Source organism: Flavobacterium frigidarium DSM 17623, from assembly GCF_000425505.1.
GTDB classification, from domain to species: domain Bacteria; phylum Bacteroidota; class Bacteroidia; order Flavobacteriales; family Flavobacteriaceae; genus Flavobacterium; species Flavobacterium frigidarium.
This window is the reverse complement of the sequence record NZ_AUDO01000008.1, coordinates 175,973-197,270: the sequence shown is the minus strand read 5'-3', so window position 1 is coordinate 197,270 and position 21,298 is coordinate 175,973. Positions and strand designations below refer to the sequence as shown.

The following is a 21,298-nucleotide window of genomic DNA, read 5'->3' as shown; positions in this document are numbered from 1 at the left end:
GACAGTCTCTTTACTCTTTCTTACTTCTTTGTAAGCTCTAATTTTTCAGCAAAATAATCACAAAAATCTTTCATGGTGTCTGCCATTTTCTCATCGCCTGTAGCTCTATGAAAAGTATCAGACATCGCAACTAACGTTTGATGAAAGAAAATCTTCATTTCATCAACAGGCATTTCTTTTGTCCATAAGTCAATACGCATGCTTTCTTTAGCTTTACTATCCCAAACAGATAACATAATTGCTTTTGCCTCTTCTAATTCTACTCCCCCATCTTTTGCTGACCACAACAACTTTTCTGGTACGCGGTTATCATCTAGTTCTACTAGAAACTTAATTTCTGATCTATTTTTATTTGACATTACTTCTTAGGTTTATATTTTGATTTTTCAAATAATTCTCTTGCATCCATATCTAAAAGCTGCTGCACTGGAATTTCATTATTATTCATATACGAGCGCACGATTTGCCACCCTATCCATGCTCCTACTTGACCAGGAGATTCGTTATCAATCTCGAGATAAAATTTTGAAAATGGTGCTGGATCAATAAATCGCGAACTCAATTTTGGTTCATCATTATATAGTAGCTCTTTTTCTATAAAATAACGCCACATATAACTTTCATTTTCTTGACACCACTTTAATTGCTCTTCTGTATATCCCATTTTATCTGCATCTGTATATTCTGGCAGCAGGATATCTTTTAAGTACAACTTTTTACCTTCGCGAACCATCTTATTTATGAAGTTCTTGCTGTTTTGAGGCTTTATTTTGCTATTTGCAAAACTATTTACCACATCAGGCATAATTTGTTTTGGTTCAAAATTAGCTTTTATATAATTTGGAAATTGATAAAAGCGATGGTCCTTCCCTAAATAGAGTTCAAGAGAAACAATTACTAAACTGTCTGCATAAATAGTTTTATTAGTATAATCCATCTCAGAGATAACCGTAATCAATTTTGGCGTTTTGGTCTCAGGAAAATAATATTTCATTCTTTTAACCAAGGCTGTTAAATCTGCAGTGACGGGGCTTAAGTCATTATATTTCTTTTGAACCTCACTATACAATTCTCTCCATTGAGGATCTGTCATTTTCTCAATCCAAACTTGATCATCATTTCCAGGAGGAAAAAAATAAGGGAACTGTTGCTTTACTTCCGGTAACTTTTCTGGGGCAGTTTCAAAAAATATTTTATCAAATCGCTCTACTTTAATAGTGACAGGAACCGCATTGATCTCTCTCTCAATCTTATCTTTCTTTCCACATGAGGCAAAAAAGACACACAGAACTAAACTATAAATATATATTTTCATTTTTTTTAATTAAATTTGCATCAGAAATACCACTCAAAAACAAAATCCTAATATTTGATCTTGCAAATATACATTGCTCGTAGTTAAAAGTTGAACTATTATGACTAAAAAAAGTACTATTCAAGTTGAAGAAGTAAATGATCATATCGTAAACTGGCTTAAAGATTATGCCAAAAATGCAAACGTAAACGGGTTTGTCATTGGCATATCAGGGGGAATTGATTCCGCAGTTACCTCCACTCTTTGTGCTCAAACGGGACTTAAAGTATTATGTGTAGAAATGCCAATACACCAACATGCTAGTCATGTGAGTAGAGGGAAAGAACATATCAAGCAATTGCAAGACAAATTCACGAATGTTTCAAGCGTAGAAGCAGACTTAACTGCTAGTTTTGAAACGTTTAAAAAAGCATTACCCACAGAACAGATTGAAGAGACCAAGCTTAATCTTACTCTAGCTAATACTAGAGCTAGACTACGCATGACCACTCTCTACTATTTTGCTGGGATACACGGGTTACTAGTTGCAGGTACAGGAAACAAAGTCGAAGATTTTGGCGTTGGTTTCTATACTAAGTACGGTGATGGCGGCGTAGATTTAAGTCCGATAGCAGATTTAATGAAATCAGAAGTTTTTGCTTTAGGCGCTTATTTAAAAGTACCACAATCTATATTAGTTGCACAGCCATCTGATGGTCTATTTGGAGACGACAAGTCTGACGAAGATCAATTAGGTGCAAGTTACGACGAATTAGAATGGGCTATGATAAGCGACGAAAAGGGAGTTAGTGTAGATGGTTTTTCTGAGAGAGAAAAAGTTGTGTTTTCGATCTATAAAAAATTGAATAAGGTAAATCAACATAAGATGAACCCTATTCCGGTATGTTTTATAAATAGAAATTAAAGCCTACAGGCTACATATTTTGGAATTATCCAATATTTTAACTATATTTAATAAAATATCCCACTAACAACTCTTAAAAAAAATTAAATTATGATAAAAGTTTGTTTAGCTGATAACTATCCCGTTGTACACTTTGGAGTTAAATCTTACTTTAAAGACCATTCAGACATCTCTATTACTGCCAATGTAGGTAGTTTTTTAATGATTCGCGACATCCTTCTAACAAAGGAGATAGACGTATTATTACTAGATTTAGAACTAGAAGGACTTGCAAGTATCTTTGAAGTAAAATCAATGTTAAAAAATTTCCCCAACACTAAGATTATAATTTATAGTGGTCTTTCTGAGCAAATTTATGCACCAAACGCTATTAAAGCAGGAGCTTCTGGGTATGTGCATAAAAAAGAAAAATTAGAAACATTAGGTCAATCGATTATCAAAGTCTACCAAGGTAAAATAATCATGAATGAAACCGTTAAGAAAAACTTAGCTCTTATCGCTAAGCAAAGTAAAAGCGAACGCCTATATCGTAAATTATCTAATCGTGAGGTTGAGGTATTGCGTTACTTAAGTGGTGGTAAAAAGAATCATGAAATTGCTGAAATTTTAGGTTTAAATGAAAAAACTATTAGTACGTACAAATTGCGTCTATTGACAAAATTGAATGTAACTAATCTAGTAGATTTAGTAAATAAAGCTAAAACATTAGAAATCGTCTAATTAAAATCGAGACATTACCCTCCCTAACTTTTTAGAAAACGCTAACGTTAGTCCATTATAATCTTGAATCATTGTCATTGACTCAATATTATCTGCACCTGGCGCAATAGTGGCTTTCAATTCTTCTATAATTCTACCTACAAGGTACCATCGCATAGTTAATATTGTTTCAGCAACATTCTGTGCAATGGTATCGTTTTTAGATTTCGGAAAAATATTTTGACCTTCCCAATTATGCATAATTAGTCGCTCGTCTTCCATGAGGATATCTGTGACTTCTTGTGCAAATTCTGGCTGCAAATGCATTAAATATTGTTCTAAACTAAAAGCTTCGTTTTGAAGATAATAGTTAATCAAATCATTAAAGATATCCTTGAACAAAGGATTTGCAAGTTCGACCTCATCTTCTTGTAAACTAAGATAGATCCTTTGAAAAACTTTATATTCTTTCTTTTCTGTAACCATTACGATTTCACCATCTTCATTGGTCCTCATAAAAGTATCTTCAAACTCTTCAGTTTTATCACCGTACAGCAGTAAAATTTCAATAATTTTTCGCTCTAAGCGATAGAGAATATCTACTTTCTGAGCCTCAACTTGCTCGTCATTTTTAACTACGTCAAAAGCTTTTTTTCCCTGATCTTGCTTGTGCTTTTTTTCAATCTCAGCAACATCTTTTTGAGATAATTGGGCTAGTGTGCTCACTAAAACCTGCTCAGAGATATCCATAATGCGTGAACACTCTTGAATATACACCTCACGTTGAATACGATCTGGAATTTTAGAAATACTTGTAACCATATCCCTAATCAAATCTGCTTTTTTGATAGGGTCATTCTTTGCTTCATCCATTAAAGTCGACGCCTTAAACTGTATAAAGTCTTTCGCATTTTCATCTAAATACGCTACTAGATCATCATGAGATCTTTTTTTAGCAAAACTATCTGGATCTTCACCATCAGGAAATGTACATACTTTTACATTCATCCCTTCTTCTAAAATCAAATCAATACCGCGAATGGCAGCACGCAGTCCAGCAGCATCCCCATCAAATAATACGGTGATATTTTTTGTCAATCTATTCACTAATCGAATTTGATCAGGAGTCAATGCAGTTCCTGACGATGACACAACATTTTCAATACCCGCTTGATTGAACTGGATGACATCTGTATATCCTTCGACCAAATAACAATTGTTTAATTTAGCAATCGATTGCTTGGCCTGAAAAATACCGTACAATACTTTACTTTTATGGTAAATATCACTTTCAGGTGAATTAAGGTATTTGGCCGCTTTTTTATCATTGGTTAAGATACGTCCTCCAAATCCTAAAATTCGTCCTGACATACTTTGAATAGGAAACATTACTCGTCCTTTAAAACGGTCAAAAGGCCTATCTTCTCTAGCAATTGTTAATCCTGTACTTTCTAGAAATTCTAATTTATATCCTTTGCCCAATGCTTCTTTTGTAAAAGCATCCCAAGCTTCTGGCGAATAACCCAAACTAAATTTTTCGATAGTTTCAGCAGTGAATCCCCTTTCTTTAAAGTACGAATAACCAATTGCTTTGCCTTCTTCTGACTTTAAAAGGGTTTTATGAAAATAATCTTTGGCAAATTCAGAAACTAAATACATGCTTTCGCGCACGTCAGTAATAGCTTTTTCTTCATCAGTTTGCTCTGTTTCTTCAATTTCGATATTGTATTTATTCGCTAAGTATCGAATGGCTTCTGGATATGTAAAATGGGAATGCTCCATCAAGAACGCAACCGAATTTCCGCCTTTTCCAGAACTAAAATCTTTCCAAATACCTTTTGCAGGTGACACCATAAAGGAAGGCGATCGCTCATCAGAGAACGGACTCAAACCTTTAAAATTACTACCGGCGCGCTTTAAATTAACAAAATCACCAATAACCTCCTCTACTCGAGCAGTTTCGAAAACAGTATCTATAGTTGCTTTTGCAATCAATTTATTTTGGGGTAAAAGTTATAAAAAGTCAAAGTTACAAAGTTTTTAAATAGCAAAACCCTTTCAAGATTTAATATCTGAAAGGGTTTATTAACTAACTCAAAAACGTTCTAATTAAAATCAAAACGAACACCAAGTGACGCGTTATTTTGCTTTATTGTATTATTTGTAAACAAAGGATTTAAATCATATTTAAGATACAAACTTGTGGCTTTATAACCTACGTAAGTACTTAAACCGTAAACAAAGCTGTTCACATTAAAATCTCCTTTTACTTTTTCGCGACTTTTATAGTTGTCATCATCGTAGGTGGTAATTTGTTTCGATTTAATATTGGTTCCAAAATACCCTCCTATACCTAAACGAAAACTATCGTGTGTTTTAAAATACTGCTTTCCATCTATCTCCTTTGCTTTAGAAAAATCGAACTCTAAATGCAAAGGAATAACCAATGAAACGGTTCTAAATCTAGAATCTTCATAATTAACGGGATTCACTTGCAAGTTAGTTTGATTTCCATTAACCACAAAGCTTCTATTATCTGTAGATCGAAGGTTATTGTACATTAAAGACAAACCACATTTAGCATGAAGAAAATTAGTCTCTTTAAAAATTCTTGAATTTAATGTCAATCCCCATTCATAAAAATGTGAACCTAAATACCTAAAATCAGAATTTTGAACGCGTTGATCTGTAACTAAGTTGTTCAATCCCGTTGCAAAAACTACTTGCGAAGTGGTCCTTTTATAATGTCGGTTAATTTTGTCTTCTTGCCCATTATACACTTTAAAGGAAGTTAGGTTAATTTCGGTCTTATTTTCACCAATAGCCTCGTTACTGCCTCCAATAATCAACATTGTGCCTCCTCTTTTTTTCCCTGTCTCTTCTTCTATTCTTCCATCAACTTGCTCTTTAACTAATTGATTTAATTTCCCTTCTTCAATTGCTACTCTCTTATCAATATTTCTAGCATGCTCCGTTGCTTTTTTGAGTTTTAAATCTTTACCCAATTCAGCTGTTAAAGCACCATTTTCAACTTGTGCATCTATAGAATCTACAGCCGTTTTTAGAGCGGTTTTTTCTTTATCGGTAATTTCTTTAATAGCACCTCCTATGGCCTTTGCTCTTTTTTCAAATGAAATTATTTTGTGATCTCTCCCTTTGATACTTCCCGTTTCTTGAACACTATCATCAACAATCTCCACTTTCACGTCTTTAAACCAAATTTGACCGGTACCACTCAATAATCCACCATAAGACATGGATGTAGCTTCTTGAGGTACAAACAAAACAACTTCATATTTGGCCCAATCAGTTGTCCTCTTAACCCCTCTATTTTGCATGTTATCGAATGCTAAAACATCAGCCCCATAATAATCTACGCGCATCCATAGTCCGGCCCATTTTTTTACATTATTACTTTTAATATAACCTGTCATTTTAACTGTTTTACCCTTATAATCGTTGGATTTAATAGTTTTCATTAGTGTCCCAAACTTATAAATCTTGCTTTGAACTGATTTTATACTGAAAACATTTTGATTGATTAATTCAGTATTAGTTTGAACAGTCATTTCATATTTAGCAGGTTCTGATTGCCAATAGGACCACTCTAAAAGGGATTTATAACTTCCTTTTTCCTGCGCGCTTAGTTTAGCAACTGCGACGACTAAAAACAATACGGTGATTAAGATAATTTTTTTCATGATTTTCGTTTTTTGATTGATGATTGATTATTTATTCTTGATAATTTCTATTCACAAAAGCCGTTTTAACAACATTTAACTTTTTATTGAACTTTTCTATTGCTGATTCTTTGTACGATTGATTTAATTCTTTCTCAACGCTTGACAATAAACTGTTTGGATCAACTGAACTACTTACTCTATTCACTGTCAAAGACTTTTCATTTGTATTTGCATTCCCATTTACATCACTTATAGCTGCTAACAGTTCTTCTGCACTCGTGTATTTGTTCTTACTAATTACTTCAGTAACTTTTGTTTCAGAAGAAACTGAAACTGCATTCACAATTTTGTCTTTAGTCGTAAAAACAACAACTTCTTTTTCTTTCAAATGATCAGGCTCTTTTTTACTTATTTCCTTTTCATTAAGAGGCTCACTGACTACAATAGCACTGTTTCCCTTTTGTGAAAGCGTTTGCTCTTCCTTATTTACTTTACTTTTCTCTAAATTAATATTTGTTTGAACCTGTTTTACCACAACTGGACTGTTTGTATCAATTTTGCTTGACGTAGTTTGATTAAAAAACAGAGAACTCATTAATAGTAAACCCACAAAACTAGCAGCGATATACAACCAAACATATTTGCGCTTTGGTCTATCGGCCATAGGCATCATAGCTTCTAATTTTCCCCAAGCATCAGCCGAAGGTTCAATAGTTCTTGCCTCCATTTTATCTTTTATACTTTTATCGAATTTATTTGGCTCCATAATCATACTTTTTTGTTGCATTAATTTGCTGTTGCAAAATCCTTCTGGCATGTGACAATTGCGATTTTGAAGTTCCTTCATTGATTCCTAGCATCACTGCTATTTCTTTGTGTTTGAATCCCTCAATTGCATAGAGATTGAAAACCATTTTATAGCCTTCTGACAAATTATCAATCATTAACTGAATCTCATCTGTTGCCAAATCACATTCGACGACATCAGTACTTTCTTCAATATAAAAGGTATCTTCAATAAAATTTACTTTTTTATGGACGCGCAAAAAAGAAATGCATTCATTAACTATAATCCGCCTAATCCATCCTTCGAAGCTTCCGTTGTGTTGAAAATTTTTCAAACTTATAAACGCTTTCATAAAAGAGGTAATCATAACATCCTCGGCTTGCTGAACATCTTTTACATACAAGCGGCAGATACTTAACATTTTTGGAGAAAATCGAGAATAGATTTGTTGCTGTGCTTGACGATTGTTATCGACAGCTAGCTGAATCATTTCTTTTTCCTGTTGATATAAATTGATTACTTTCAAAGTTGTTGTAAAGGGTTTCTATAACTATAGACGAATGTCAAGGCAAAAAGGTTGCATGAAATGTAATTAAATATAAAATTTATAAAGTCAAGACTTAGAAATCTCTCTATAATTGAATACTTTTAATTTTCTTTATATCGTTGCCATTTAGATAAAGAATCGTGCCAATACCTATACAGATTACAAGGGAGCATACACTTCCCCCTTCTGGACCAAATGCGCCACCCGTAATCCATTCCGGACCAATTTCTTTTAAATTCATGATCGTTGGACCAACATCCTGACCGCTTCCTTGAAAACCAAAAAAATTCCCTTGTAACCAATTCCACACACTATGTAATGCACATGCGCCCCACAAACTACCTTGACGTAAAGCAAAAAGAGAGAAGAACACACCCACTAGAATAATGTTTATAACGGCAAAAACAGTAACATTTTGATTGAATGCGTGCAACATACCAAAAAGTGAGGAGGATAAGAACACGCCAACCGAAAGATTATATCTCGCTGACAAAATTGGCATCAGCCAGCCTCTACATAGAATTTCTTCGGTTGCGCCTTGAATTACAAACCCACTCAATAACACAAGTGTTGGAAAAAGCACCTTTACACCTTGCAACATTGGATTACCATTTTCCCATGTAACTAATTGAAAGACTGCCATTACTGCTACTACTGTACTAAACATCAAAATTCCACAAAGGATTCCCTTCAAATATAGCTCAGCAAAATTCTTTTTTTTAAAACCGAGATAGGATAATGGTCTTTTTTCATATAGGTGTACCCATAAAAAAACACATCCTATTATAAAAATGTTAGCAAAAATAAGCCGTATAAACAGAGAAATAGTACTTTGCCACACTGGACTTATTACAGAATTAATAGCGCTTTCAAATGGCATTCTAGCAAAATAACCTATAATCTGACCAAGGATAAGAAAAGTATATGCAAGTAGTAGTGCTACTAACCAATGTGGTTTTTTATCATCAATCTTTGCAAATACTAATAATGGATTTTTTGATGAAATTAAGTAACTCATAACATACCGTCTTAAATAAGAGTATTTTTTGAAAACGCAATGTATGAATTAAAACTGTTACTTTTTTCTTTCAATAACGTAATTAACCATAAGGATCAGTGCATCTTTAAAATCAGATTCAGGGTAGTTGTTTAATAAAAGTAAAGCTTCTTGTTGGAATTCAGCCATCTTGTTTTCGGCGTAGAATAAACCGTTATTGTCTTTGACAAAAGCAATTACTTCTTTGACTCTTTTTTTGTCTTTGTTGTGGTTTTTAATCGAATTGATCAACCATGATTTTTCTTTTGAGGTACACGTATTTAATACATGAATTAAAGGAAGCGTCATTTTTTGCTCCTTAATATCGATTCCGGTTGGTTTCCCAATGGCTTCATCTGTGTAATCAAACAAGTCATCTTTGATTTGAAATGCCATCCCTATGAGTTCACCAAATTTTCGCATGTTCTCTACTTGTACAACATCTTCAATTACAGATTTAGCACCAAGAGCACAGCAAGCCGCAATAAGAGTCGCGGTCTTTTTTCGAATAATTTCGTAATAAATATCTTCGGTAATATCGAGTCTTCGAGCTTTTTCGATTTGAAGTAATTCTCCTTCACTCATTTCACGTACAGCGACAGAAATAATTTTAAGTAAGTCAAAGTCGTCGTTGTCTATTGATAACAACAGTCCTTTAGAGAGTAAATAATCCCCGACTAATACTGCAATTTTGTTTTTCCAAAGCGCATTGATTGAGAAAAAACCACGTCGTCGATTGCTATCATCCACTACATCATCATGTACTAAAGTAGCAGTGTGAATAAGTTCAATTACACAAGCACCACGATAAGTTCGCTCATTGATTGTTCCACCAGAAACCATCTTAGCAGTAAGAAAAACAAACATAGGACGCATTTGCTTCCCTTTGCGGTTTACTATATAATAGGTAATTCTATTAAGTAAAGCCACTTGTGAAGTCATCGATTCATAGAACTTTTTTTCGAAAAGTTCCATTTCTTTAAAGATGGGCTGTTTTATTTGTGAGGTAACATTCATTTCGTTTTCAAAGTTACAGCTTTTAGTAAAAATAAAGCCATTTTAGACAAATTTAAACATTGAATTCACAAAAACATCTAGTTAACATTGCTAACCTATTCTTAATTGCAACTGTTGTTTTGTTAAAGTTTTCTTAATCACATCCCATAAGTAGACCAATAGTTTTGCACGACAAACATAACTACTAAAAAATGAAAACTTTAAAACAGAATCTACTCTTATTCTTAATTGTACTTTGTGGGCAATTGCTGCATTCACAATCTATTATAATTCAAGGAAAAGTAACAGATTCAGCTGGCTTCCCGCTAACAGGTGCAACCATTCTCGTACAAGGGACCCAAAACAGTACAATCGCTGATGCAAATGGAAGCTACTCCATTGCAACTGAAAAAGGAAAAACCTTAATTTTTAGCTATGTGGGTTTTACAGCTAAAGAAGCAATAGCAACCAATCAAGAGAAATTAAATATCATTCTGCAAGACGATTCAGTAGCACTAGGTGAAGTAGTTGTCACTGCCCTAGGTATTAAAAGAGACAAACGTGCCCTAGGTTATGCATCCCAAGAATTAAAATCAGACGATATCAATAAGGTTAACTCGACCAATTTTGTTTCTAATCTTTCTGGAAAAATATCGGGAGTTCAAATTTCTGGCTCAGGAAACGGAATCACAAGTTCTTCTAGAATTACTATTAGAGGCGACAAATCATTGAACATTAACAATAACGGACCATTATTTATTGTGGATGGAATTCCGATTAACAATAACGTTTACGGTGTAGGAGGAGGTCCTACTACGCAAACTGATCTACCTACAGATTATGGTAATGGTGCAGCCGAAATCAATCAAGAAAATATAGAAAGTGTTAATGTATTGAAAGGTGCTGCAGCATCTGCGCTTTATGGGTCTAGAGCAGCAAATGGTGTGATTGTAATTACCACAAAATCTGGTCGCAAAGGCAAAGGTTTGGGTGTTTCTATCTCTTCTTCTTTTATGACAAGCGAGGCTTTGCGTTTGCCAGAGATTCAGGGTGTTTATGGTGCAGGCTCTAAACAAGTTTACGATCCGGGTACTGATACCAACTTAGGACCTCGTTTTGATTCAGGACTTTCAATCCTTCAAAATGGTAGTCCAGGGTATTCTGTAGGTGAAGGTCAAGTTCTACCTTTCGAATTTAGATACAACTTAAAAGACTTTTTCAGGAAGGGAAATTCGATTTCGAATACTGTTTCGATTTCTGGATCAGATGAAAAAACAAATTTCAGATTGAGCTACGGGAAAACCACTAGTGAAGATATTGTACCTAATTCTAATTTAAAAAGAGACAATATAAGTTTAAACCTTAACTACAACATTTCAGACAAATGGAAATTTGCCACGGTAGCTACTTACACAAAAAGCGCTAGTGACAACACGCCAGTTTCAGGTTACGGAAGTCAAGGAATCATGTACAATTTATTGTGGAATCATACTAATGTTGACCTTGACTGGCTAAAGGATTATTGGATAGTGAAAGATGTGAGACAAAACAGCATGTTTGGATGGGGAGATAATCCTTTTAAAATTGCGTACGAAAATATCAATGCCTTCAAGAAAGTAAGGATTTTTGGAAACATATCTTCAACTTACCAAATTAGTGATGATTTCTCTTTTATGGCTAGGATAGGAATGGATAATTCAAATGATTTTAGATGGTCACGCAGACCTATAGGTTCGTCTCGCTACACCAACGGAATGTACCGCGAACAAACAATAGGTTTTACAGAGTATAATGCTGATATGTTATTGAGTTACGATCACACTTTTGGTGACTTTAGTGTTAAAGTTTCTTACGGTGCCAATAGCATGAATCAGTATACCTCTGAAAGTAAAATTGAAGGACAAGGAATCAGTATTCCCGGAATTTACAATTTGCAAAACATCAATGTGATGCCAATTCAATCTAAAAATATTTATAAAAAACGTATCAATAGTATGTACAGTCTAGCCAATATAGGATACAAAGATTATTTGTATCTAGATGTTACAGCTAGAAACGATTGGTCTTCTACCCTACCGGCAAACAACAATTCGTACTTCTATCCTTCGGCTTCTTTGAGTTTTATACCTACTTCTTTTTTCGAAATGAATAAGAACATAGATTTCTTAAAAGTAAGAGTCAACGCCGCTTCTGTAGGAAATGATACTGATCCTTATCGATTAGTAAAAACCTATGACAATGGTTCATTACCTGGAACATTGACCAACCCCTCTTCAATTTTAAATAGCAATCTAAAACCTGAAATTGCCACTTCATATGAAGCCGGGATTGAAGCTCAATTTTTCAAGAAGAGAATCACACTAGATGCAAGTTATTATGTAACCAACTCTAAAAACCAAATTGTAGGTCTTGATATTTCGCAAGCAGCTGGATTTAATTCGAATGTAATCAATGCAGGTAAAATTCAAAATAAGGGAATCGAAATTGGATTAGGATTAACCCCTGTTCGCACAACTGATTTTGAATGGACGCTTAACGCGAATTTCACTCGTAACCGCGGAACAGTAAAAGAATTAACAGCCGGAATTGACAATTACATCATTGCTCAAGGTCCTAACGGTGGTACAATTGAAGCTCGTGTAGGAGAGCGAATGGGTGACATGTATGGACGCGGATACCTAAGAAGCCCAGACAACCAAATCGTTTATGACAATGCTGGTTCGCCAATATTAGATACAAAAATCAAGAAAATAGGAAACTACAATCCAGACTGGATGTTGGGACTTTCAACAAACATTAGATACAGAAACCTGAGTTTAAATGCGCTTGTTGATGTGCGTCGTGGTGGTAAAATTTATTCGATGACCAATGCAATTGGAATGGAAAGCGGTATCCTAGCCGTTTCCTTACCAGGAAGAGAGACAGGAATTATAGGTCAAGGAGTGGTTCAAAACACCGATGGTTCCTACAGCCCAAACACAACTTCGGTGACTGCTGAAAACTGGTATTATTCAAACGCTTTTAGAAGAGATAACATCGAAGTCAACTCATTTGATGCTTCTTATGTAAAATTAAGAGAAGTGAGTTTGAATTACAGGTTATCTTCAAAATATACTAAAGCTGTGCACATGCAAAACTTAAGCATAGGATTAGTGGGAAACAACTTGGCACTTTGGACGAAAGTTCCAAACATTGATCCCGAAACTCAAGCCATTAGCGGCGGTACTCTTTTACCTGGTTTTGAAGTATTGCAATTGCCATCTTCAAGAAATTACGGAATCAAATTAAATGCTTCATTCTAAAAAAAACATCATGAAAAAATTTATAACCTTATTATTCTTCTGCGGTCTAAGCATCTCCTGTACCGATGGATTTGAAGAAATCAACACCAACAAAAACCAACCTACAGTTTCTCAACCCAAACAGTTATTACCTAATGTGATTTTTAACCTAGCCAATAACAATGTAAACAACTCATTCAATTTTGGGGATATTGTGGCTCAATATGGTGGTAATTACGAGTACAATGAATTAGATGTTTACAATTGGGGCGCTGATGGTCGTTTTTGGGGAATGTACAAATGGCTCAATGATATTTATGACATTAAAAAACAAGCCTTGTTGCTACAAGATAAGAATTACGAAGCCATCAGTTTGATTCTAGAAACATATACCATGCAAGTGATCACAGATGCTTATGGAGATGCACCTTACTCTGAAGCGTCAAAAGGCGAAGAAGGAAATTTGAAACCAAAATACGATACACAAGAAGAAATATACACGCAATTACTTTTAAACCTTGATAATGCAAATGCGATCATCGATACCAAGCTAAAAGTAGAAGGTGATAATTTATTCAACGGTGACATGTTGAAATGGAAAAAATTTGCCAATTCGCTGCACATAAGGTTATTGATGCGTATTTCGAATAAAATAAATGTGAGTGCAAAATTGAACGAAATTATCTCTAAGCCTGCACAATACCCTTTATTTGCATCGAACGCTGATAATGCTGCTTATTTTTATTCGGGAAGTTTTCCTAATATTTCACCTATGAGTGATGGAATTAATAGACTATATGGTTATAATATTGTTATCCCAACAACAAATTTGGTAAACACTTTGATCGCTAACAATGACCCAAGACTTGCCGAGTGGATTGATCCTATTGCGGGATCTACCAACCAATTGGGATTGCAGCCAGGATTGACTTTAGACCAAATTGGCGAGCCAACAAACTACTCAAGAAGAGCCGAAGATTATTTTTATACCAAAACAAAAATCGCAGCACTTTTTATGACTTATAGTGAGTTAAACTTTTTACTAGCCGAAGCAAGTCAACGCAATTTAATTACTGCAGGATCAGCGCAAACCTATTACAACGCAGCAGTTGAAGGATCATTCAAACAGTGGAATATGGTTATGCCAGCTGATTACTTGACGACAACCGCACCATATAGCGCGACAACTGAAGTTTTGTACACTCAAAAATGGTTGGCATTGTATCATACTGGAACCGAATCTTGGTTTGATTGGAAAAGAACAGGCAAACCTAGTTTTATTCAAGCAGGTCCAGGGTCAAAAAACGGTAATAAAGTTCCAAGACGTATCATGTACCCTAGTTTAGAGCAATCTGTAAATGCACAAAACAACAGTGCTGCACTGCAAAAATTAGGAGGAACAGATGATATTAATGCTAAAGTATGGTGGGATAAATTTTAAATAAAATAAGAAAATGAAAAGAATAATTATAATACTATTACTTGCTTGCGGTACAATAGCTCAAGCTCAAAAAGCAGAAAACATCATTATAATTACCACTGACGGTTTTAGATGGCAAGAAGCTTTTAATGGGATGGATGAAACGCTCGCCAGAGACAAAAAATTCAATCAAAACGACAGCAGCTATATTTATAAAAAATATTGGGCCGAGACCCCAAAGGAACGCAGAGAAAAACTAATGCCTTTTATGTGGTCCGTTTTGGCAAAAAAAGGACAAATTTATGGCAACAGAAACTTAGGAAACAAAGTTAATAACGCCAATCCGTACTGGTTTAGCTATCCTGGGTATAACGAAATCATGACGGGTTATGCAGACACATTGATCAATTCAAATAAGTATCCTGTTAATCCCAATATTACTGTTTTAGAATTCCTGAACAAACAACCAAAGATAAAAGGAAAAGTTGCAGCTTATGGTGCTTGGGATGCTTTTGATAACATTTTGAATGAAAAAAGAGCTGGTTTCCCAGTGGTATCTGCCTTTGATAATGTGGGAGGTAAAACGCCAAATGAAAGACAAAAACTAATCAATTCCATGCGCACCGATTCTTTCAAACCTTTTCATGAAGAAGAATGTTTGGATGTGTTTACGCATTATGGCGCATTAGAAGAATTGAAAACCAACAAACCTCGCGTCCTATATATTTCCTACGGTGAAACAGATGAGTGGGCACATTATGGTTTTTACCGTTCGTACTTAGATGCTGCGCATCAAGTAGATGCTTGGATTAAGGAAATTTGGGATTTTGTAGAAAGTGATCCACAATACAAAGGAAAAACGGCATTAGTATTCACCACAGATCACGGACGTGGAGATATCATAAAAGCAGAATGGACAAGTCATGGTCCGCATATAAAAGATGCTAGCGAAATTTGGTTTGCTACTATGGGACCACAAATTGAAGCTAAGGGTGAAATGAAAAATGAAAATCAATTGTACCAAAATCAATTTGCGCAAACTATGTCCAAAATAATGGGGTACACTTTTGAAGCAAATCATCCTATTGCTAATGAAATACCGGGAGTGGCAAAATAGAACTATACTATACCAAAATCAAAAGGGTTTGACATTATTGTCAAACCCTTTTTCACAAAAAACAAAACCATAATTATTCTAAGCTAAACGCCTTATTGTAATAAAAAATCAACTTTTTGATCTCCTATTTGAATAGTATATGTTCCTTTTTCAGAAATCCATTTTAAATCATTATTTACAAATTTCAAATCTTGTGGAGTTAAAGTAAACGTAATTGTTTTAGTTTCGCTTGGCGCTAAATTCACTTTTTCAAAACGTTTTAGTGACTTAAACTCTGGTGTTATAGAAGCTACATTATCTGATAGATACAATAAAACACTTTCTTTTCCTTCTTTAGAACCAGAATTAGTTATATCAACAGAAACTGTAATTTCATCTGAACTGCTAATCTCTTTTTTATCAATTTTTATATTGCTGTATTTGAAAGTGGTATAGGATAATCCTGTACCAAATTCATATTGTGGCAAATAACTTTTTTCATATTTGGCATCGTCATTTTGCTCACCTTCTGATATACTTTCGGTATATTTTCTATTGTATTTTTCTAATGAATTTGGATATCTTGGGTAATTATAAGGCAATCTTCCGCTTGGATTTACATCTCCGTAAACTATATCTACTAAAGCCCTTGCTCCTTCGTTTCCGGGAAGGTAACATTGAATGACCGCATTCATTTTTGATTCAAAATCACTAATCAATCTTGGACGGCCTTCATTCAAAATTAAGATAATTGGCTTGTCTAATTTGGCTAAAGCCAAAGCTAATTTTATTTGCGAATCACTCATGTATATATTACTAATATCCCCGGGTGTTTCGGTATAATTTTTTTCCCCTAAACACAAAACAATTTTAGAGGCTTGTTTTGCAAGCACTACCGCCTTCGCAATTTCTTCATTGTTCTCGATTTCTAAGTCGGCGCCAGCTGTATAAAGTACATTCTCTTTGCCTATTTTGTTTTGAAAAGCTTCTAATATCGTAAATTTATCTGCTGCGTAAGTATCTGAATTCTCTCCTTGCCAAGTGTACGACCACCCACCATTTAAATACTTCATACTATTTGCAGTAGCGCCTGTAACTAAGATTTTCTCATTTTTGTTAAGTGGCAAAACTGATTCTTTATTTTTCAACAAAGTAATTGACTCTGCTGCTGTTTCATAGGCTTTTTGGATGTGTTTGTCACTACCAAAATCAGGATAATCTTTAGGGTTAGCTACAGTATTTTCGAATAAATTTAGCTCAAACTTCATTTTTAAAATTCGGGAAACTGCATCGTCTATGCGAGACATAGGCACTTCACCTTTATTTACTAAATCTAACAAATCAGTATAAAATGTAAAGTCCTCAGGGACCATACTCATATCAATACCTGCCATTACTGCAATTTTAACTGCATCTCTATTAGACTCCGCCACTTTGTGACGAGTGTACAAATAAATAATATCCTTCCAGTCAGTTACCACCACTCCTGCAAAACCTAGTTCGTTTTTTAAAACATCAGTGATTAAATACTTACTTGCGTGGACTGGAGTACCATTTATTTCACCCGAACTTACCATAACACTTTTTGCCCCTGCTTTGATTGCAGCTTCATAAATTGTTAAATCGTACTGACGCAAGATTCTCTCAGGAATTATACTAGGTGTGCGGTCTTTTCCTGTAGTGGTGCTTCCGTAACCGATATAATGCTTCATGCACGAGGCTACTTGATATTTAGATCCCACTCCATCACCTTCAAAACCTTGCACTAATGCTACAGCCATTTTTGAAGATAAATAAACATCCTCTCCAAAAGTCTCCCACATTCTTGACCATGCTGGATTTCTTGGAAAATCTAAATCAGGTGAAAAAACCCAAGGAAGTGAAGAAGCACGAGTTTCATAAGCTGAAATTTGAGCTCCTTCTTTGACCAACTCAGTATTAAAAGTTGCTGCCAACCCTATTTGTTGTGGAAACAAAGTTGCCCCTTGAGTATAACTTGCTCCATGAATAGCATCGATTCCATAAAGAACAGGAATTTTCAAGCGCGTTTTATTAGCTTCATCGCTAATCGTTGCAATCACCTCTCTCCATCTCTTTACAGTGGGAGCACCGGGATTTGGCACATTTAAAATGGACCCAATGTGGTATTTTTGAATTCCTTCTTTTAATTTAGCAGCATCAATAACTCCTTTCCTTCCCGTCACTTCAAAATTAGTGACTGTAATTTGAGTCATCTGCCCTACTTTCTCTTCATTACTCATTTTAGACAATAAAGCCTTTACCTTATTGTCTATTGTGGAGTTGCTCATTTTTATATCTTGGCTATTCACTGCCGCCGACAATGAAAAAAGAGCCATAATCATTACTATTTTTTTCATATTCAATTTTAAATATTATGCTTTCGCAAAAGCTAATCTTTCTTAATAAATGAGCGTTTGTATTGCATGGGCCGGAATAATAACCTCGGCTTTATCAGTTGCCACCATTAAACTATATGCCACATCTTGATCAGAATCATTCATTACAACAGTTACCAATGATCCATCTGTATTTAAAAACGAAGTACTTACTATATTACTTCTACTCACTGCAGAACTAATTCTCTTGGCATCAGCATGAATAAACTTTGAAAAATGACCTATGTAAAAATACGATGGCGTATAAATTAGTTTTCCTGAATTAGTGTCAGCGTGAATTGGTGCAAAACAAAAATTCCCTACGTGGTTAGGACCTCCGTTTTGATCAAGCAAAATATTCCAATCCGTCCAGCCTACAGTTCCGTTATTAAAATCATTAATCATTGCTTTTCCATATCTTTCAGCGTTAGGCCAAAACTGGTATTTATTTGCATCAAATTTTTCGACGCAACCTTCAGTAAATAATAATTTTTTATCAGGATAAGCTTCATAAACCTTGCGCACATTATCAAACATTTGCTCTCCCCCTGACCAATTTTCATACCAATGAAATCCTGTTCCCCATACATATTGTGCTGCATCTGGATCAGATAATATCGTGTTTGCCCTCTCATACATCAAATCTCTATTGTGATCCCAAATAACAATATTTTTATCTGCTAGCCCTTCCTTTTTCAACGTTGGTCCTAAATAATTTTTTAAAAAATCTCTTTCTTGACCGGCTGTATAAATATTAGATTCCCATGTTTGCTTTGCCATAGGTTCGTTTTGTATTGTCAAGCCCCAGATTGGCATGCCTTCCTTCTCGTAAGCTTTAATGAATTTTGCATAATAATTTGCCCAAGCTTGGTAAAACTCTGGTAAAAGACTGCCGCCTTGAAGCATATTATTTGTGTTTTTCATAAATGCTGGTGGACTCCATGGAGAAGCATAAGTTGTAAGCTTTCCTCCGGCCGTTTTTATGGCTTGCTTAATCAACGGAATTTTATATTTTTGATCGTGTGCAATTGAAAAACTTTTTAAATCTTTATCACCTTCTTTAATGTACGTATAGCTTTCTGAACTAAAATCAGAACTATGAATCGTCGTTCTTAATAATGAATATCCTATTCCGTTTTCTTTGCTATAGTAAGCGTTTAAAAATTCTTTCTGTTTGTCCTTAGGTAATTTTGCAAATACCTCAGCACTGGCATCTGTTATCGCACCTCCTATACCAAGAAAAGTCTGAAAAGTCTTTTTTGGCTCAACTACAATTGATGTTTCTATTTCAAGCGGTTGCTTTCCTTTCGAAAAAAACACATCGTCAGTTTGTGTCAATTTTAAGGTAGTATTCTCTGCAGTAGTGTATATCTTAATTTTTGCGGGTTTCTTTTCATTCTGAGATTGTGCAAAAGCGGTAACAGAAAATAGAAGTACGCCCAGAGTATATTTAATAATTTTCATCTATTTGTGTTTAAAATATTATCGTTTTCCTAATAGTTTGCTTTTTAAAATTTAGACATACTATATCGTACTCGATTGTAAAACAGCCCATATTATAGTCAATATGAACTGTTTTCAATCAATTGAATTATGCTGTTCTATCACCATTCAAATTAATAGCCAGGATTTTGAACCATTTTAGTGTTATTGAATTCACTATATGGTATGGGCATGATTTCATTTTTATTTGCAGTAAAACCTTTGAAAGCTAATTTAGCAGCAGCTTGACCTGTTCTCACTAAATCGTACCAGCGGTGCCCTTCTCCTGCTAACTCTAATCTTCTTTCATTCATTATCGCCGTCATAGAAACCGGTACTGATGGCAAGCCAACTCTAGCTCTTACAGCGTCAAGAAGTGCTTGAGCTCTAGCTCCGCTTCCATTTAATGCTTCTGCTTCCATCAAATAGGTATCTGCAAGACGGATAATGTAGGTATTAATAGAAAAATTCAAGAATGGATTTGCTGCTTTGATATCTTCATTAACTGCCGCGTACTTTATAAAGTGATAGCCCGTTTCATTATAACTATCTGTATAAGTAATTCGGCCAGCTGCTCTTTCTGCTTTTGCATCGAAAATTGTAGATGCAAAACGAGGATCTGTTTTTAGAACATTAGCTAAGTCAGTTGTAGCTGTAATAAATCCCCACCCATTAATATAATCAGGTAAACCCGCAGCGAGTCCAGTGCTTGTTCTAGAGTAATCTCTAATCCCCATTAATTGTGCTGCGACGTTTCCTTCATCATTTCCTAGTTCGAAATTTCCCCAGTCAGCATTAGACTTATCAGAATATGCAATTTCAAAAATTGATTCTGTATTGAACTTGTTTGCATGATTCCACAAATCAGCATATGCCGGCATCAATTTATAACCGTAGCTACTTGTAGATCCAGGTGTACCATTAATCTTAGCAAATTCTGTAGCAGCTTCTGCTTTTTTATTATTATACAAATATACTTTTCCTAAAAGTGCTATCGCAGCACCTTTAGAAAATCTACCAGATTCAGTTGTAGCAAGTGTAACAGGCAAGTCATTTATCGCTTCATTTAAATCCTTTTCCATTTGAACATATATTTCTTCTGGTTTAGCTTGCATAACATTAGGAACTTCTGCTTTACTCAATGGCACTACTATTAGGGGTACATTTTTGAACATTCGAACCAAATCAAAATAGTAATATGCTCTTAACGTTTTTACTTCTGCCATGAATCTAGCTTTTTTAGTTGTATCCATATCAACTTCAGGCAATTTTTGAATCATTACATTACATCTAAAAACACCTTGGTAATAATTTGCCCAAATCGCTGGCGGTATATTGAATTGGCTTACGGTATAATTTGAAGCTACTTGCAAACCTGGCTGATCTCCAGAGTTACCACCTCCTGCATAAAAATCATCTGAAGCAGAATTCAAAAATAATAAAGGCGCTGTTTCCATTGAACCTGCAAACTTCCCAACCTTATCATAGGCTGCAACTAAACCTGAGTAAGCTTCAGTCTCGTTTCTATAAAATGCTGTTTCTAGTACGACTCCGTCACCTTGTACTTCTAATTTCTCGTCAGTATCACACGACCCAAAAGTCAGTACCACTCCTAAAGCAACTATTGATTGTTTAAAACTTATCAGTTTCATAATA

The 21,298-nt window shown here is 34.8% G+C and carries 16 protein-coding genes; 5 read left to right on the top strand and 11 right to left on the bottom strand.

Translation table 11 applies throughout. The features are described from left to right. Positions 1-20 precede the first annotated feature (20 nt). Both gldC and gldB read right to left on the bottom strand, forming a co-directional pair. Complete coding sequence (gene gldC, locus H603_RS0105890; RefSeq protein ID WP_026707701.1) at positions 21-359, bottom strand: gliding motility protein GldC; 339 nt, start codon at positions 357-359, stop codon at positions 21-23. Continuing rightward, positions 359-1,315, bottom strand: a complete 957-nt coding sequence (gene gldB / locus H603_RS0105885; protein ID WP_026707700.1) for a gliding motility lipoprotein GldB — start codon at positions 1,313-1,315, stop codon at positions 359-361. The genes gldC and gldB overlap by 1 nt, the downstream gene beginning before the upstream one ends. A 100-nt stretch (positions 1,316-1,415) precedes the next feature. On the opposite strand from gldB, the gene nadE reads away from it, so the two are divergent. Beyond that, the gene (gene nadE / locus H603_RS0105875; RefSeq protein ID WP_026707699.1) at positions 1,416-2,219 is read left to right on the top strand and encodes an NAD(+) synthase; all 804 of its coding nucleotides are present in this window, start codon (positions 1,416-1,418) and stop codon (positions 2,217-2,219) included. Between the two features lie 90 nt (positions 2,220-2,309). Then, positions 2,310-2,939, top strand: coding sequence for a response regulator transcription factor (locus tag H603_RS0105870; protein WP_026707698.1), 630 nt, complete (start codon positions 2,310-2,312; stop codon positions 2,937-2,939). On the opposite strand, the gene dnaG is transcribed toward H603_RS0105870, so the two are convergent. The 6 genes from dnaG to H603_RS0105840 all read right to left on the bottom strand — a co-directional run bounded on the left by dnaG (position 2,940) and on the right by H603_RS0105840 (position 9,988). After that, positions 2,940-4,913, bottom strand: coding sequence for a DNA primase (gene dnaG / locus H603_RS0105865; protein WP_026707697.1), 1,974 nt, complete (start codon positions 4,911-4,913; stop codon positions 2,940-2,942). Positions 4,914-5,023: 110 nt separating this feature from the next. Next, positions 5,024-6,619: a porin family protein gene (locus H603_RS0105860; RefSeq protein WP_245576091.1), complete on the bottom strand. Its 1,596-nt coding sequence runs from the start codon at positions 6,617-6,619 to the stop codon at positions 5,024-5,026. Positions 6,620-6,650: 31 nt separating this feature from the next. Beyond that, the gene (locus tag H603_RS0105855) at positions 6,651-7,367 is read right to left on the bottom strand and encodes a hypothetical protein (protein WP_157510407.1); all 717 of its coding nucleotides are present in this window, start codon (positions 7,365-7,367) and stop codon (positions 6,651-6,653) included. Then, entirely contained in the window at positions 7,354-7,914 is a 561-nt protein-coding gene (locus H603_RS0105850; protein WP_026707694.1) for an RNA polymerase sigma factor, read from the bottom strand. Before H603_RS0105850 ends, H603_RS0105855 begins: the two co-directional genes overlap by 14 nt. A 106-nt stretch (positions 7,915-8,020) precedes the next feature. Beyond that, a complete protein-coding gene (locus H603_RS16560; protein WP_051219203.1) occupies positions 8,021-8,953 on the bottom strand; it encodes a CPBP family intramembrane glutamic endopeptidase in 933 nt (310 codons plus the stop codon). Between the two features lie 57 nt (positions 8,954-9,010). Beyond that, positions 9,011-9,988, bottom strand: coding sequence for a polyprenyl synthetase family protein (locus H603_RS0105840; protein WP_026707693.1), 978 nt, complete (start codon positions 9,986-9,988; stop codon positions 9,011-9,013). Positions 9,989-10,179: 191 nt separating this feature from the next. Here H603_RS0105840 and H603_RS0105835 point away from each other — a divergent pair, with 191 nt between their 5' ends. From H603_RS0105835 to H603_RS0105825, 3 genes are read left to right on the top strand one after another with little or no spacing between them, the layout of a single operon-like run. Further along, a complete protein-coding gene (locus tag H603_RS0105835; protein ID WP_026707692.1) occupies positions 10,180-13,269 on the top strand; it encodes a SusC/RagA family TonB-linked outer membrane protein in 3,090 nt (1,029 codons plus the stop codon). A gap of 10 nt (positions 13,270-13,279) precedes the next feature. Further along, on the top strand, positions 13,280-14,689 hold the full coding sequence (locus H603_RS0105830; protein WP_169628285.1) for a SusD/RagB family nutrient-binding outer membrane lipoprotein: 1,410 nt from the start codon (positions 13,280-13,282) through the stop codon (positions 14,687-14,689). A gap of 13 nt (positions 14,690-14,702) precedes the next feature. Beyond that, positions 14,703-15,785 (top strand): alkaline phosphatase family protein, encoded by a 1,083-nt coding sequence (locus H603_RS0105825; RefSeq protein WP_026707690.1) that lies wholly within the window; start codon positions 14,703-14,705, stop codon positions 15,783-15,785. Between the two features lie 92 nt (positions 15,786-15,877). Here H603_RS0105825 and H603_RS0105820 read toward each other — a convergent pair whose 3' ends face one another. From H603_RS0105820 to H603_RS0105810, 3 genes are all read right to left on the bottom strand, one after another. Beyond that, positions 15,878-18,142 (bottom strand): glycoside hydrolase family 3 N-terminal domain-containing protein, encoded by a 2,265-nt coding sequence (locus tag H603_RS0105820; protein WP_035675534.1) that lies wholly within the window; start codon positions 18,140-18,142, stop codon positions 15,878-15,880. A 42-nt stretch (positions 18,143-18,184) separates the two neighbouring features. After that, positions 18,185-19,624, bottom strand: coding sequence for a glycoside hydrolase family 30 protein (locus H603_RS0105815; protein ID WP_026707688.1), 1,440 nt, complete (start codon positions 19,622-19,624; stop codon positions 18,185-18,187). A 152-nt stretch (positions 19,625-19,776) separates the two neighbouring features. Beyond that, complete coding sequence (locus H603_RS0105810) at positions 19,777-21,294, bottom strand: RagB/SusD family nutrient uptake outer membrane protein (RefSeq protein ID WP_026707687.1); 1,518 nt, start codon at positions 21,292-21,294, stop codon at positions 19,777-19,779. Positions 21,295-21,298: the final 4 nt, after the last annotated feature.

Bases quoted from the DNA above. Each gene is read 5' to 3' on its own strand.
- gldC (WP_026707701.1), bottom strand. From the start codon at position 359: ATGTCAAATAAAAATAGATCAGAAATTAAGTTTCTAGTAGAACTAGAT.
- gldB (WP_026707700.1), bottom strand. From the start codon at position 1,315: ATGAAAATATATATTTATAGTTTAGTTCTGTGTGTCTTTTTTGCCTCA.
- nadE (WP_026707699.1), top strand. From the start codon at position 1,416: ATGACTAAAAAAAGTACTATTCAAGTTGAAGAAGTAAATGATCATATC.
- H603_RS0105870 (WP_026707698.1), top strand. From the start codon at position 2,310: ATGATAAAAGTTTGTTTAGCTGATAACTATCCCGTTGTACACTTTGGA.
- H603_RS0105860 (WP_245576091.1), bottom strand. From the start codon at position 6,619: ATGAAAAAAATTATCTTAATCACCGTATTGTTTTTAGTCGTCGCAGTT.
- H603_RS0105855 (WP_157510407.1), bottom strand. From the start codon at position 7,367: ATGGAGCCAAATAAATTCGATAAAAGTATAAAAGATAAAATGGAGGCA.
- H603_RS16560 (WP_051219203.1), bottom strand. From the start codon at position 8,953: ATGAGTTACTTAATTTCATCAAAAAATCCATTATTAGTATTTGCAAAG.
- H603_RS0105840 (WP_026707693.1), bottom strand. From the start codon at position 9,988: ATGAATGTTACCTCACAAATAAAACAGCCCATCTTTAAAGAAATGGAA.
- H603_RS0105835 (WP_026707692.1), top strand. From the start codon at position 10,180: ATGAAAACTTTAAAACAGAATCTACTCTTATTCTTAATTGTACTTTGT.
- H603_RS0105830 (WP_169628285.1), top strand. From the start codon at position 13,280: ATGAAAAAATTTATAACCTTATTATTCTTCTGCGGTCTAAGCATCTCC.
- H603_RS0105825 (WP_026707690.1), top strand. From the start codon at position 14,703: ATGAAAAGAATAATTATAATACTATTACTTGCTTGCGGTACAATAGCT.
- H603_RS0105820 (WP_035675534.1), bottom strand. From the start codon at position 18,142: ATGAAAAAAATAGTAATGATTATGGCTCTTTTTTCATTGTCGGCGGCA.
- H603_RS0105815 (WP_026707688.1), bottom strand. From the start codon at position 19,624: ATGAAAATTATTAAATATACTCTGGGCGTACTTCTATTTTCTGTTACC.
- H603_RS0105810 (WP_026707687.1), bottom strand. From the start codon at position 21,294: ATGAAACTGATAAGTTTTAAACAATCAATAGTTGCTTTAGGAGTGGTA.